At 72.1% G+C, this 13,637-nt stretch carries 11 protein-coding genes; 4 read left to right on the forward strand and 7 right to left on the reverse strand.

The annotated features are described in order from the left end of the window. Positions 1–368 precede the first annotated feature (368 nt). The 3 genes from ABZT02_RS10160 to ABZT02_RS10170 are packed head-to-tail and all read right to left on the reverse strand — an operon-like array spanning position 369 to position 3,848. On the reverse strand, positions 369–1,001 hold the full coding sequence (locus ABZT02_RS10160) for a TetR/AcrR family transcriptional regulator (RefSeq protein ID WP_355745983.1): 633 nt from the start codon (positions 999–1,001) through the stop codon (positions 369–371). A 47-nt stretch (positions 1,002–1,048) separates the two neighbouring features. After that, positions 1,049–3,133, reverse strand: coding sequence for a YhgE/Pip domain-containing protein (locus ABZT02_RS10165; RefSeq protein ID WP_356016112.1), 2,085 nt, complete (start codon positions 3,131–3,133; stop codon positions 1,049–1,051). After that, positions 3,105–3,848, reverse strand: a complete 744-nt coding sequence (locus tag ABZT02_RS10170; RefSeq protein ID WP_356016114.1) for an ATP-binding cassette domain-containing protein — start codon at positions 3,846–3,848, stop codon at positions 3,105–3,107. The genes ABZT02_RS10165 and ABZT02_RS10170 overlap by 29 nt, the downstream gene beginning before the upstream one ends. A 180-nt stretch (positions 3,849–4,028) precedes the next feature. On the opposite strand from ABZT02_RS10170, the gene ABZT02_RS10175 reads away from it, so the two are divergent. The 3 genes from ABZT02_RS10175 (at position 4,029) to ABZT02_RS10185 (ending at position 6,446) form a co-directional block, all read left to right on the forward strand. Continuing rightward, positions 4,029–4,604, forward strand: coding sequence for an SAV_6107 family HEPN domain-containing protein (locus ABZT02_RS10175; protein ID WP_355745974.1), 576 nt, complete (start codon positions 4,029–4,031; stop codon positions 4,602–4,604). Positions 4,605–5,002: 398 nt separating this feature from the next. Then, positions 5,003–5,773 (forward strand): methyltransferase, encoded by a 771-nt coding sequence (locus ABZT02_RS10180; RefSeq protein ID WP_356016116.1) that lies wholly within the window; start codon positions 5,003–5,005, stop codon positions 5,771–5,773. 277 nt (positions 5,774–6,050) lie between these two features. Next, positions 6,051–6,446, forward strand: coding sequence for a DUF3040 domain-containing protein (locus ABZT02_RS10185; protein WP_053846972.1), 396 nt, complete (start codon positions 6,051–6,053; stop codon positions 6,444–6,446). A 184-nt stretch (positions 6,447–6,630) separates the two neighbouring features. Here ABZT02_RS10185 and ABZT02_RS10190 read toward each other — a convergent pair whose 3' ends face one another. From ABZT02_RS10190 to ABZT02_RS10205, 4 genes are all read right to left on the reverse strand, one after another. Further along, positions 6,631–9,039, reverse strand: coding sequence for a DUF3488 and transglutaminase-like domain-containing protein (locus ABZT02_RS10190; RefSeq protein WP_356016118.1), 2,409 nt, complete (start codon positions 9,037–9,039; stop codon positions 6,631–6,633). After that, positions 9,039–10,406: a DUF58 domain-containing protein gene (locus tag ABZT02_RS10195; RefSeq protein WP_356016119.1), complete on the reverse strand. Its 1,368-nt coding sequence runs from the start codon at positions 10,404–10,406 to the stop codon at positions 9,039–9,041. Before ABZT02_RS10195 ends, ABZT02_RS10190 begins: the two co-directional genes overlap by 1 nt. Beyond that, on the reverse strand, positions 10,406–11,440 hold the full coding sequence (locus ABZT02_RS10200; protein WP_356016121.1) for a MoxR family ATPase: 1,035 nt from the start codon (positions 11,438–11,440) through the stop codon (positions 10,406–10,408). The genes ABZT02_RS10195 and ABZT02_RS10200 overlap by 1 nt, the downstream gene beginning before the upstream one ends. A 238-nt stretch (positions 11,441–11,678) precedes the next feature. Further along, on the reverse strand, positions 11,679–12,221 hold the full coding sequence (locus ABZT02_RS10205) for a carbonic anhydrase (protein WP_356016123.1): 543 nt from the start codon (positions 12,219–12,221) through the stop codon (positions 11,679–11,681). Between the two features lie 416 nt (positions 12,222–12,637). Between ABZT02_RS10205 and rsmH the strand changes: the two genes are divergently transcribed. Then, on the forward strand, positions 12,638–13,594 hold the full coding sequence (gene rsmH, locus ABZT02_RS10210; RefSeq protein ID WP_356016125.1) for a 16S rRNA (cytosine(1402)-N(4))-methyltransferase RsmH: 957 nt from the start codon (positions 12,638–12,640) through the stop codon (positions 13,592–13,594). Positions 13,595–13,637: the final 43 nt, after the last annotated feature.

Below are 13,637 nucleotides of genomic sequence, written 5' to 3' on the forward strand. Positions count from 1 at the left end.
CTGGGGGTGAGTGCGCAGGACTGAGTATCCGTACTCAGGGGCTGAGATGAGTACGCGCGCGGATGGGCTCCGACCTGCGTGAAGGAGAGAGTGGAGCCACGGCGAAGGGGAACGGCTCCGGCACCGGCGACACGGGGCGCCGGAACGGAGCCGCCCCGGACCCGCTCCTTCCGCCGGCCGAGGTCGGCGGGAGCGAGGCACGGGGGAACCCGGAAAGCGGGGGAACGACCGAACGGGGACCCAACGGGGGGAACGGGGGAACGCACGGGGGAACGGGGGAGGAGGCGCCGGTTCGAGGTGGCCCGCGGGGGACGCGGCCACAACGAACCGGCGCTTTCACATGTCAGTCCGCCCGTGTAGGCCCCGCGTCATCCCCGGCCCCCGCTCACCCGCCCCTGCAACAGCCGCGACAGTGCCGCGTGCACGTCGTCCAGGGAGCGCTCGGGCTGGAAGGACTGCCAGTCCAGGGCGGCCACCAGGACCATGCCGACCAGGGCGGAGGCGGTCAGCGGTACGTCGATCTCGTCGCTGAACTCGCCGTTCTCCACACCCTCGCGCAGCACCCCCTCCACGACCGCCACGGCCTGCTGACGGACCACCATGAGCGTGGACTGCCAGGCCCTGTTGGTGCGCCACAGCTCGGCCACGTAGAGCTGGGTGAAGGCCGGATAGCGGTCGATGAAGACGAGGCCCGCGCGGATCATCGCGTCCAGGGCGTCCACTTTGCCGCCACCCGCGCGTGCCGTCGCTTCCGCCGCCTCCCGCAGAGAGGCGGTGAGCAGGCCCACGCCGTGCCGCAGCAGTTCCTCGAAGAGGACGGACTTGCTCGCGAAGTTGTAGTAGACCGTGCCCTTCGCGACTCCGGCCCGCTCCGCGATCTCGTCGACCGTGGTGGCGGAGAAGCCCTGCTCGGCTATGAGCGTGACGGCCGCCTCGTAGAGCTTCTGCCGGGTGGCCTCGCGGCGTGTGCTGACGCCCGCCGTGGCGCTGCTGCTGTCCATGGTCCTGATTCTCACAGGTGAGGGGATCCCTGAGGTCGCGGAAGGGCTCACAGGGTCAGCTCCGGGTGCAGCCGGTCCAGCGTCCACACCTGTCGGCGGCGGGCCGAGACGGCGGTCAGTGCGAGGGCGCCGGCGGTGAAGGCGAGGAGCACCACGCACGCGTGCCACACCGGAGTGAGCCCACCGCCCGTGATGAGCCTCCTGAGGGCCTCGACGACGTAGCTCATCGGCAGGAAGGGGTGGATCGCGTTGAAGAAGCCCGGGCTGGTCTGGACGGGGTAGGTGCCGCCCGCGGACGTCAGCTGGAGCATCAGGAGGGCGAGGACGAGGATCCGGCCCGCTGCCCCGAAGCGTGCGTTCAGCCATTGGACGATCGCCGCGAAGCAGGCCGTCACCAGGAACAGGAAGCCCACGGTTCCGGCCGCCCGCGCCATCTGCAGACCGATCGCCCAATGGAGTACCGACATCAGCGCCACGACCTGCAGCACCCCGATCGCCACCACGGGCAGCCACCCGGCCAGCGCGATCCGCCAGGCCGCGGCACCGGCGGCGAGAGCACGCCGGTTCATCGGCGTGATCAGCATGTACGCCACCATCGCGCCCACCCACAGGGACAGCGGGATGAAGTACGGGGCGAACCCGGTGCCGTAGTTCGGCGCCTTGTGCAGGTCCTTGGAGACCAGCTGGACCGGGTCGGCCATCACGTCGGTGCGCCGGTCGCGGTCCTTCTTGTCGTAGTCGGGGATCTGCGAGGCACCGTCGTGCAGTCCGTCGGAGAGCTTCCCGGAGCCGTCGGCGAGCTTGTACATGCCGCCGCTCAGGGTGTCGGCCCCGGTCTTGAGCCGGCCGACGCCCTCGTCCAGGTCCTGTGCGCCGGTCCGCGCGGTGCCGAGGCCGGAGTGGAGCGTCCTGGCACCGGCCGCGACCTTGCCGGCGCCCTGGTTCAGCTTGTTGATCTTCGCCACGGCGTCGTCGAGGTCCTCGGAGAGGCGGGGCGCCCGGTCGGCGAGGGTCCGGGCCTGCTGCTGGAGGGTGGCGAGTTGGCCGTCGAGTTTCTTCAGGTCGCCGTCCTGGTCGGCGACGAGCACGTTGACGTCGTCGGAGACCTTCGCCACGTCGGCGGCCGCCTGCTGGGCCTTCTTCAGGTCGGCGCAGGCCGCATCCGGCAGCAACGGGTCCGTACAGCGGGCCTTGTAGACGGCGTTCAGGGTGTCGGCGGCCTTGTGTGCTCCCTGTGCGGCCGCCGGGGCGGTCCTCACCAGGGTGGCGAGGTTGTGGCGGACGGCCCCGGCCGAGTCGGCGACGAGCCGGGCGGTGTCGCCGATGCTCTTCTCGTTGCCCTCCAGGAAGGGGCCCACCTTGTCCCGCACCCCGTTGACCTTGTCGGCGAGGCTCTGGGTACCGTCGGCGACCTGTCGCGCGCCGTCCGCGAGGTCACCCGAGCCCGTGTCGAGCTTCGCCAGTCCGTCGGAAAGCTTCCCGCTGCCCGCCTTCGCCTCGTTCAGGCCCGCGGCGAGGTCCTCGGATCCCTTCTCCGCCTTGCCGATGCCGCCTTCCAGGTCGTCGGCCCCGTTCGCGGCCTTCACCGTGGCGCCGTGGATGTCGGAGAAGGAGATGAAGATCCGGTCCAGGAAGGACCGCGACGCCTTGGTGGACGCGGCCTGACGCACCTCGGCGAAGACCGTCCGCGAGATCTGCCCGACGATGTAGTTGTTGGAGTCGTTCGTACGGACCTGGAGCGCCCCGGTCTCGGGGGAGTCGCCCGCGCTGGAGGCGATCCGCCGGCTGAGGTCGGCCGGCATGGTGAGCGACAGGTAATAGGTGCCGTTCTCGACGCCTTCGCGCGCCTCGGCGGCGCCGACCTCGTGCCAGTCGAAGGTGTCGCTCTCGCGCAGCCCCTCGGTGAGGTCGTCGCCCGCGGTCAGCTTCTTGCCGTCGGCGGTGGCGCCCTTGTCGTCGTTCACCAGGGCGACGGGGATGCGGTCTAGGCGGCCGTACGGGTCCCAGAAGGACCACAGGTACAGGGCGCCGTACAGCAGCGGCAGCACCAGCAGGGCCACCAGCGCGGCGCGCGGCAGCTTCCCCCTGCCGAAGCGGCGCAGCTCAAGCGCGGCCAGTCTCGGTGAGCGCATCGGTTTCGTCCTCCTTCCGGGTCTCGGGCCGTGTGGACACCGTCACGGCTTTCACCGGGGCCTCGCTGCACACCGCCACGACCGTCGTCCCGGCCGCGGCGAGGGACCCGAGCAGCGCCCAGGCCTCGGCGCGTTCGGCGTCCGACAGCTTCAGGTCCAGGTCGTCGACGGCGAGCAGCCGCGGACGGCCGATCAGTGCCAGGGCGATCGACAGCCGCAGGGCTTCCAGACGTTCCAGATCGCGTACGGCGGTCCGCGCGCCCTTGGGCAGCGCCTCCCGGTCGAGCCCGGCGGCCGCCAGCGCGGTGTCGATCCGCAGCTTCGCCTCGGTCGTACGCTCCTCGCGCGGCCGCAGCAGGGCGCGCACCGAGTCGCCGAACCGGCGCTGCAGCAGCGCCCGTTCGCGCAGATGCTCGCCGACGGTCAGGGCCGGGTCGAGGTCGGTGACCCCGGCTACGTTCGTCGGCGCGCTGAACCTGCGTACCGCCGCGAGCTGCTTCGGCAGCCGCGCCCCGCCCACCGTCGCCGTCCCCTCGGTGGCCTTCATCCGCCCGGTGAGCGCGAGCAGCAGACTCGTACGACCGGACCCGGAGGGCCCCTCCACGGCGACCAACGCGCCGGGCTCCGCGACGAGGTCGATCCCGCGGAACGCCCAGCCGCGAGGCCCCTTCAGGCCGAAATCCTCGGCCGTGACAGCGACTCCGTCCACGGCCACCCCCTGATCTTCTTGAATCCGGAACTTTTTGAACTGACTGGTCAGTGCAAAAAACTACCCGAACCTCCGATCGAAGCAAAAGCCCAGGTCAGAACGGATTGTCAGTGGCATACCTCACGATGGGCACATACGGCACTCCGTAGCGGGAGATGCCGTCAACCAGACGACAGGAGGTTCGTCATGGCCAGCTACCACGCAGCCGCCGCCCGTCGGCGCCGCGCCACCGGCCCTGCCCCCTCACTGACCGGCCCGGCGAGCGACGTACACCCCGTGCTGCGCCGGGCGACGGCCCCGCCCGCCGCCCTCGACCTGCTCGCCCAGGCCCGCGCCGGCCTCGACGAGGCCTCGGCACTGGAGACGCCGAACGAGCGCTATGCCACGGCCCATCTCGCCGCCCTGCGCACCGCGGCCGCCGTGCTCGCCGCGCGGGGGCGGCCGGAGCCCACGCCCCGACGCCGCGCCAAGATCCGGAGCGCCTGGGAAGTGCTCCCCGAGATAGCGCCCGAGCTCACCGAGTGGAGCGCGCTGTTCGCCTCCGGGGCCCGGCGTCGCGCCCGGGCCGAGGCGGGCATCCAGGGCGCGGCCAGCCGCCGGGACGCGGACGACCTCATACGCGACGTGGCGATGTTCCTGCGCCTCGTCGAGCGGATGCTGGTGCTGCAGCCGGTCCTGCCGCAGCCACGCCAGGACGCGGACCAGCCGGAGGGTGGCGACGGCGGCACCGACCGCGGCCGCGACTTTCCGGACGCGGGCTGAGCGGTTCGACGTGCGGGGTGGTTCGACGTGCGAGGTGGATCGACGTGCGAGGTGGATCGACGGTCGGGGTGGTTCGACGGCCGAGGCGGTTCGGGCGATGACGGGCCGGCGCAGAGGGGTCGGGGGACCGGTCCGACGGGCTGCATGGGGACGTCCGCGGAGGGCGGCCCAGGAAGGGTGAAGGTGCGCCGGCGCCCCGGCCCACGCGGCGGCTTCGCCGCATGTGACCCGCCCGCGGCCACCGCACCGCGGTGACCGGCCGTGGCGTCCGAGGCAACAGGCCGGAGGCAATAGGGTGGGAGGCGCCTGAAAGCTTCCCCGTCCGCGCCGCCGCCCGGGGAGGCGCCCCGATCGCTCCGCCGTGCAACAGGCGGTGCCGCGCCGAGGAGTCAACTGTCGTGTCGGACCCGCTGCGACCCCGCGCCGCCCTCCGTACCGCCGTGGTCTGGGAGGTCCTCCAGGACGCCCTCGACCGCCGGGCCAAGGCCACGGGACGCCAGGCGCTGGACGTCCTCGACACCGGAGGCGGCAGCGGAAACTTCGCGGTGCCCGTGGCCCGCCTCGGCCACCAGGTCACCGTCGTCGACCCCAGCCCCAACGCGCTGTTCGCACTGGAGCGCCGCGCCGCCGAGGCCGGTGTCGCCGACCGGGTGCGGGGAGTCCAGGGCGATGCCCACGGCCTCTTCGACGTGGCCGAGCGCGGCGGCTACGACGTGGTGCTGTGCCACGGCGTCCTGGAGTACGTGGACGACCCGGCCGAGGGCGTGCGCAACGTGGTGGCAGCCCTGCGCCCCGAGGGCGTCCTCAGCCTGCTCGCCGCCGGTCTCGGCGGCGCCGTGCTCGCGCGGGCCCTCGCCGGCCACTTCAAGGAGGCTCGGCAGGCGCTCGACGACCCGAACGGCCGCTGGGGCGACGGCGACCCCGTGCCGCGCCGCTTCACCGCAGAGCAGCTCACCGCGCTCGTCGAGGGCGCGGGCCTGACCGTGGGCGCCGTGCACGGCGTACGGGTCTTCGCCGACCTCGTCCCCGGCGTGCTCGTGGACACCGAGCCCGGCGCCCTGGAAGCCCTGCTGAAGCTGGAGGAGGCGGCGGCCGAGCTCCCCGCCTTCCACTCCGTGGCCACGCAGCTCCATGTGCTCGGTGAGACGCGGGAGGCCACCGAGGCCTGAGGCGCCCCCTGTGCCGGAGTGCTGATCAGGTACTTGATGGCACATGGAGTACGCCACAGGCCCCCCGATCGGGCGTTCAGCGCCGTATGATCGAGGGAGACCGCCCGGCATGACGGGACGGCCGCTGGGGAATGACAAGATTCAGCAGCCGGAGCGTTCATGGCGGAATCCGGTTGGCCAATTGGCGCAGAGGGGCGGGTTTCACGGGGGCGATTCCCTGCCTATCCTGAAGGGACCCCCCGAGTCGCCCCGGCGACTGCACGATGAGGAGGACTCCGTGCCGCTCTCGGAGCACGAGCAGCGCATGCTCGAGCAGATGGAGCGAGCGCTGTACGCCGAAGATCCCAAGTTCGCGTCGGCGCTCGAGGGAAGCGGGCTGCGTACGTACACCCGGCGGCGGGTCTACCAGGCAGTCGCCGGCTTCCTCGTGGGTATCGCGCTCCTCATGGCCGGAATGGTCGCCAAGCAGGTGTGGCTCAGTGTGGTGGGCTTCCTCGTCATGCTGGGGTGCGCGGTGCTCGCCGTGACCGGCTGGCGCAAGGCCCCCAAGCCGGGCGAGCAGCCCGCCGCGGGTGCCCCGCACGCCCGTCGCCAGGGACGGCAGAAGCGCTCGATGATGGACCGGATCGAACAGCGCTGGCAGAAGCGCCGCGACGAGCAGGGCGGCCAGTAGCCGGCCGCGAGCGGCTCTCACAGACGTTCTGAGGGGGTGAGCACCCAGCCGGTGCTCACCCCCTCACGCATGTCCTCAGGACAGCACCGGCCCTCCACAGGGCACTGCACCCCTGCAGCACGGTGGCCCGGGCCTTCGAGAGGCCCGGGCCACCGTCGTCTCCGCCACCGGCCGGGCGGCGTTCTCAGCCTTGCTGACCGGACGGTTTGCGCAGGGTCGGCCGGGCCGCCGCCGCGCGTGTCCTGACCCCGGCCCACCATTCCGAGACCGCCCACGCCACCCGTGCGGTGGAACGCGGGGCGATCAGCGCACGTGCCTGCGTGCCCCGGCCGACCGAGTCCCGCAGTCCGCCGATCACCCGGTGGACGTCCTGCGCGAGGCCTGCCGTCGGGCGGGGTCGCGGGGCGTAGAGCACCTGCTCCACGGCATCCGCCGCCCGGTGCACCGAGGCCGCGGCCGTCGGATCGAGATGCCCGAGCCGTACGATCCGGGCCGCCGCCTTGCGTGGGGTCTGCGAGTCGTCCGGCGGGATCCCGAAGTCCCACGCCGTGTCGGTCAGCTCCTGCCAGGCCGCCAGGGTGTGCGCGGCGGCGTCCGCGTCACTGCGCCCGTGGCCGCCCAGACGTGCCCGACGGGTGCGCAGCCGCCACAGCATCGGCGCCAAGGGGATCACGAGCACGGCCAGCCCGACGAACACCCAGAGCAGCAGCTTCAGGTACCACCACGGGCCCTGTACGGCCCACCAGGGGCCGCCACCGCTCTGGGACGCCACGGCCGCCGGGGACGCGCTGTCGCACGCCTCCAGCTTCCGCAGCTGCGGCGAGCAGCTCTCGCTCGCCGAGGGCGAGGCCGACGGCGCCGTGGACGACCCAGCGGAGGGCCGTGCCACGCCGGGGTCCACGTTGCCGGTGGCGTCCGGGATGGTGTACGAGGGCACCGTGCCCCGGGTCGGAGTGGGCTCGAAGCGGGTCCAGCCCACCCCCTCGAAGTACAGCTCGGGCCAGGCGTGGGCGTCCTTGAGCCCCACCGACACCGAGCCGTCCGCCTGCGGGGTACCGGGCGCGAAGCCCACCGCGACCCGGGCCGGAATGCCCAGGGAGCGGGCCATCGCCGCCATGGCGAACGAGAAGTGGACGCAGAAGCCCTGCTTGTCCCGCAGGAAGTTGGCGATCGCGTTGGGCCCGTCGCCGACCTCCACCTGGGTGTCGTACTCGAAGCCCCCGTTCACCGCGAAGTAGTCCTGGAGGTCGACCGCCTGCTCGTAGGGGTTCTTCGCGCCCGAGGTGACCTCGCGGGCGGTCCTGGCCACCACCGCCGGCAGCGAGTCGGGCAGGTCGGTGTACTCGCGCTCGATGACCGGGGGCGCGGCCGGCGCCGCGGCGAGCTGCTCGGCCGTCGGCTGTACGTCCAGGCTCTTCACGTCGTACGTCAGCCCGCGCGTGTTCTGCCCGTGGTCGCCGACGAGCGCCATGCCTTCGGGCTCGTAGCGCCAGTTGCCGCGGACCTGGACGCCACTGGGCGGGTAGGGCATGGGCAGGTAGCTCTGCTCGTACCAGTTCGCCGCCGAGATGGTCGTCTCGATCTGCGAGCGCTTGACGTCGGGGCCGAGACCGATCGGGGTGGGGAAGTCCTTCGGTACGGCACCGATGGACCGCTTGGACGGTTTCCACGTCCTGCCGTCGAAGTCGTCCAGGGACACGATCCGCAGGTACAGGTCGGAGGTGTCGTTGCTCTGGGTCCGCACGGACAGGACCTGGCGGTCCTCGTCCACGTTCAGGCTGTCGCGCAGCGAGAGCAGCGGGTTCACCGCGGAGATCGTGCCACCGCTGCCGTTTCCGGCGCCCACGCCCGCCCCGGTGGCGTCCAGGAGGCCGCCGTTCATCGAGGGCAGGGTGGCCGACACCACGAGGGCGATGCCGAGGCTCGCCACGCCGATCCGCCGACCGGTGCGCACCGGTGCCACCGGTCCGGAGTCGGCGCCCGGGGAGCGTGGTGCCCCGCCGAAGACACGGCCCCACTGCGAGAGCCGCTCGCGCCCCTCGGCCAGGAGCAGCAGCAGGTAGCCGATCGCCGCGACCAGGAACCAGAACCAGTCGCCGTGTCCTTCGGACAGTCCCGCGGCGACGGAGTACAGCGCGAGCAGCGGCAGGCCCGCCGGGGCCGCGCTGCGGAACGTCACCGCGAGGGTGTCCACCACCAGCCCGACGATCAGGACACCGCCGAAGACCATCAGCTTGATGCCGTCGGACGCCAGGGGCGCCGGGATCGCGTACCGCGCGATGTCGTCGCCGCCCTGCTGGAGCAGGTCCCCGAAGTGCAGGATGGCGCCCGGGCCGGGGATCAGCCCCAAAAAGGCCTGGTCGCGGGCGAAGATCAGGGTCAGCATGACCAGCGTGACGAGCGCCTGGGCCGCCACCGTCAGCGGACGGGCCAGCGGGATCCGCCTGGTCGCCGCGCCCACGATCGTCTGCACCCCGAGCAGGAAGGCGGCCTGCACGATCCAGGTGACCGGCTCGACCAGCGGCAGCAGGGCGCACGCGGCCATCAGCGTGGCCGCCCACGCGCAGAGCGCCAGTCGTCCCCGCCCGCTCATCACGATGCCTCCCCGGCGCCGGCCGCACCGACGCCCGTGCGCTCGCGGTCCGCGAGCCGCCACAGCTCCTCCAGCGAGGCGCCCCGCGGCACACCCAGTGCCGTCCAGCCCGCCTCGCGCAGCATCCGCAGCCGCTCCTCGCGCTCCTCCAACGGGCCGGGCACATCGGTCGGTTCCCGCACCCAGCTCTCGCTGTCGAGCACGAACGCGAGCGCGCCCCCGCTGCGCTGCCGCATCTTGGCGACCACGGTGGCCTGCTCCTCGTCGAGGTCACCGAAGAAGGCCACCAGCAGTCCTTCGTTCCCGCGGCGCAGCACGTCGTACGCGCGCGACAGGCCGGTGTCGTCGGAGTGGTCGATCACCGCGAGCGTGTCCATCATCAGCCCGGCCGCGTCCGCCGTCCCCTGGCTGGCGCCCGCGAAACCGTCGGCGCCCTCGCCGGGCACGGAGTTGCCGGTGTCCGTCAACAGCCGTACGGAAAAGCCTCGTTCGAGCATGTGGACCAGGACGGAGGCGGCGCCCGAGACGGCCCACTCGAAGGCCGAGTCCGGCCCCGCGCCCGCGAAGGCGAGGCCCCGGGTGTCCAGGAGAACCGTGCAGCGGGCGCGCTGGGGCTGCTCCTCGCGGCGGACCATCAGCTCGCCGTAGCGGGCGGTGGAGCGCCAGTGCACCCGGCGCAGGTCGTCGCCGTAGCGGTAGCCGCGCGGGATCACGTCGTCCTCGCCGGCCAGGGCGAGCGAGCGCTGCCGTCCCTCGCCGTACCCCTTGGCCTCGCCGTTCAGCCGCACCGGCGGCAGCGCCTCCACGCGCGGGATCACGGTCAGGGTGTCGTACGTCGAGAAGGAGCGGGTCAGCTCGCACATGCCGAACGGGTCGGTCAGGCGCAGTTGGAGCGGGCCCAGCGGATAGCGGCCGCGCAGGTCGGAGCGGACCCGGTAGGAGACCTCGCGGCGGCCGCCCGGTTCGACGCGGTCGAGCACGAAGCGGGGGCGCGGGCCGAGGACGTAGGGAACCCGGTCCTGGAGCATCAGCAGGCCGGTGGGCAGGCGCGAGACGTTGTCCATCCGCAGATGGACACGGGCCTCGCTGCCGGCGGGCACGCGCGCGGGGGAGAGCCTGCGGCTGCCCGCGACCCGGTAGCGGGTGCGGTAGAGCACGCCGGCGCACACCAGGGGCAGTACGGCGAGGAGCAGGCCGACCCGCAGCAGGTCGCTCTGGCCGAGGACGTAGGCGCAGATCGCCGCCGCGATACCGGCGGCGAAGAAGGAGCGGCCCCGGGTGGTCAGGCCGGCCAGCGCCGTGCGGACCCCGCCCTTGTCGCCCCGGTCGGCGTCGGGGCCGCCGGCCGAGGGCACCCCGGTGGACATCACAGGCTCCGCGGCGGCTGCTGCGGATACGCGGGCGTGGTGCGGCCGATCCCGAGACCGCCCTGCTGGGGTGCGGCGGGGACCGGGGTGCGCTGGAGGATCTCCTGCACGACCTGTTCCGCGGTGCGGCGGTTCAGCTGGGCCTGGGCGGTGGGCAGCAGACGGTGGGCGAGGACGGCCACGGCGAGCGCCTGGACGTCGTCCGGCAGCGCGAACTCGCGGCCGCTGAGGGCGGCGGAGGCCTTGGCCGCGCGCAGCAGGTGCAGCGTCGCGCGCGGGGAGGCGCCGAGTCTGAGGTCGGGGTGGGTGCGCGTGGCGGAGACCAGGTCGACGGCGTACCGCCGGACCGGTTCGGCGACGTGGACGCCGCGGACGGCCTCGATGAGCTTCACGATGTCGTGCGCGTGTGCCACCGGCTGGAGGTCCTCCAGGGGGCTCGCTCCGCCGTGGATGTCGAGCATCTGCAGCTCGGCCTCCACGCTGGGGTAGCCGACCGAGACCCGGGCCATGAAGCGGTCGCGCTGGGCCTCGGGCAGCGGGTAGGTGCCCTCCATCTCGACCGGGTTCTGGGTGGCGACCACCATGAAGGGGCTGGGCAGCTCGTAGGTCTGTCCGTCGATGGTGACCTGGCGCTCCTCCATCGACTCCAGGAGCGCGGACTGGGTCTTCGGCGAGGCGCGGTTGATCTCGTCGCCGATCACGATCTGGGCGAAGATCGCGCCCGGTTTGAACTCGAAGTCCCGGCGCTGCTGGTCCCAGATGGACACGCCCGTGATGTCCGAGGGCAGCAGGTCGGGCGTGAACTGGATACGGCGCACCGAGCAGTCGATGGACCGCGCCAGCGCCTTGGCCAGCATGGTCTTGCCGACGCCGGGGACATCCTCGATCAGAAGATGTCCCTCGGCGAGCAGCACGGTCAGCGAAAGCCGTACGACCTCGGGCTTCCCCTCGATCACGCCCTCCACCGAACTGCGTACCCGCTCGACGACGGCGGTCAGATCAGTGAGGCTCGATCGATCGTCATAGGTGGTCACCCGGCCCTCCTCGGCCCGAAACTTTCCGGGCCGACGCTCTGTGATGCGTAACCGGCCCACCCCGAATCACGGACACCACGCGGGAAAAGTTCCGCGCGACGCCACACCCGCATTCTTGCTGCCGTTACCGTTTCGTGTCACTCGACTGTGGACAACTGGCTGCACTATGTCGGGTCTGCGGTGTTTTGGGCTCCCTGAGGGCCGAAATCAACAGCGAAACGACAGCCGCGACGGGCCGTTACGCGGGGTCGATCTCGCGCAGCAGGCCCGTCTTCACGTCGAACACGAACCCGCGTACGTCGTCGGTGTGCAGCAGGAACGGCGAGGTGCGCACCCGCTGCATGGACTGCCGGACGTCCTGGTCGACGTCACGAAAGGCCTCCACGGCCCACGCGGGACGCTGGCCGACCTCCATCTCCAGCTCGGTGCGGAAGTCCTCGGTGATCGCCTCCAGGCCGCAGCCCGTGTGGTGGATGAGCACGATGCTGCGGGTGCCGAGCTTGTGCTGGCTGATGGTGAGCGAGCGGATCACGTCGTCGGTGACCACACCGCCCGCGTTGCGGATGGTGTGGCAGTCGCCGAGCTCCAGGCCGAGCGCGGCGTGCAGGTCGAGGCGGGCGTCCATGCACGCCACGACGGCGACGTGCAGGACCGGGCGGGCGTCCATCCCGGGGTCGGTGAACGCGGCGGCGTATCGCTCGTTGGCGTTGACCAGGCGGTCGGTCACACGGCCGCCGGAGGATATGGCGCCTTCGGTGGGAACGGATGCGGAAGTCGTCATAACCATGACGGTACTGGTCACCGCCGTCGCGGTCCTGCCGTGAGAAGGGAAAAAGAGCGTCATCACGTCTTCTGTGTGAGGTACCCCACATCAGTATCGGGTGCACCCGAACGGGTGTTTTCCGTCCTTTCGGAGCGTCAAGTCCGCCCCGGTGCGCGACGCGCAGGCCGGTTGATTGACCGCGAGACACCGTGGACTAAAGTGACGCGAAGCGGGAGGCGAGGCTTTCCTGCTGACATTCCCCGGAGGCCCCGGCTCGCGCACGGACGGTCTCCCCACGTGCGCGGCGCGTACGTACGGCTCGGCCTCCTCCCGCTCCCGGTCGGCTGACGCTTCCGGCGCCGGCAGGCCTCCCCTTCGTGAGCGGGCGGGGACCCGGCGGTGCGTACGGCCCGCGCCGGATCTGAGAGGGCCCCTTGAGCCAGAGTCGACACGTCCCGGTGATGCTCCAGCGGTGCCTGGACCTGTTGGCCCCCGCGCTCGAGCGGCCCGGGTCGGTGGTCGTCGACTGCACGCTCGGTCTCGGCGGCCACAGCGAGGCCCTGCTCCAGCGGTTCCCCGAGGCCCGGCTCGTCGCCCTCGACCGTGACAAGGAGGCCCTGCGGCTGTCCGGCGAGCGGCTCGCGCCCTACGGCGAGCGCGCCACCCTCGTCCACGCGGTCTACGACGAACTCCCCGACGTCCTCGACCGGCTCGGCATCGCGCGCGTGCAGGGCGTCCTCTTCGACCTCGGTGTCTCCTCCATGCAGCTCGACGAGGCCGACCGGGGCTTCGCCTACGCCCAGGACGCCCCGCTCGACATGCGCATGGACCAGACGACCGGCATGAGCGCCGCCGAGGTCCTCAACACCTACCCGCCCGGCGAACTCGTCCGGATCCTCAGGGCGTACGGCGAGGAGAAGCAGGCCAAGCGGATCGTGTCCGCGATCGTTCGCGAGCGCGAGAAGGAGCCGTTCACGAACAGCGCGCGCCTCGTCGAGCTGATCCGGGACTCCCTGCCGCAGGCCGCCAAGCGCACCGGCGGCAACCCGGCCAAGCGCACCTTCCAGGCCCTGCGCATCGAGGTCAACGGTGAACTCTCCGTTCTGGAGCGGGCGATCCCGGACGCGGTGCAGGCGCTCGCGGTGGGCGGCCGGATCGTCGTGCTGTCGTACCACTCGCTGGAGGACCGGCTGGTCAAGCAGGTCTTCGCGGCCGGCGCCGCCACCACCGCCCCGCCCGGGCTGCCCGTCGTCCCCGAGCGCTACCAGCCCCGGCTCAAGCTGCTCACGCGCGGTGCCGAACTTCCCACCGAGGAAGAGATCGCCGAGAACCGGCGGGCCGCACCGGCGCGTTGCAGGGGCGCCGAGCGAATCAGGGAGTCCATCGAGTGAAGTGCGTGAGCCGTGCAAGTGGGTTGGGAAACCGGACTCACTG

The organism is Streptomyces sp. NPDC005402, from assembly GCF_040606575.1.
GTDB lineage: Bacteria > Actinomycetota > Actinomycetes > Streptomycetales > Streptomycetaceae > Streptomyces.

Bases quoted from the DNA above. Each gene is read 5' to 3' on its own strand.
- ABZT02_RS10160 (WP_355745983.1), bottom strand. From the start codon at position 1,001: ATGGACAGCAGCAGCGCCACGGCGGGCGTCAGCACACGCCGCGAGGCC.
- ABZT02_RS10165 (WP_356016112.1), bottom strand. From the start codon at position 3,133: ATGCGCTCACCGAGACTGGCCGCGCTTGAGCTGCGCCGCTTCGGCAGG.
- ABZT02_RS10175 (WP_355745974.1), top strand. From the start codon at position 4,029: ATGGCCAGCTACCACGCAGCCGCCGCCCGTCGGCGCCGCGCCACCGGC.
- ABZT02_RS10190 (WP_356016118.1), bottom strand. From the start codon at position 9,039: ATGAGCGGGCGGGGACGACTGGCGCTCTGCGCGTGGGCGGCCACGCTG.
- ABZT02_RS10195 (WP_356016119.1), bottom strand. From the start codon at position 10,406: ATGTCCACCGGGGTGCCCTCGGCCGGCGGCCCCGACGCCGACCGGGGC.
- ABZT02_RS10205 (WP_356016123.1), bottom strand. From the start codon at position 12,221: ATGACGACTTCCGCATCCGTTCCCACCGAAGGCGCCATATCCTCCGGC.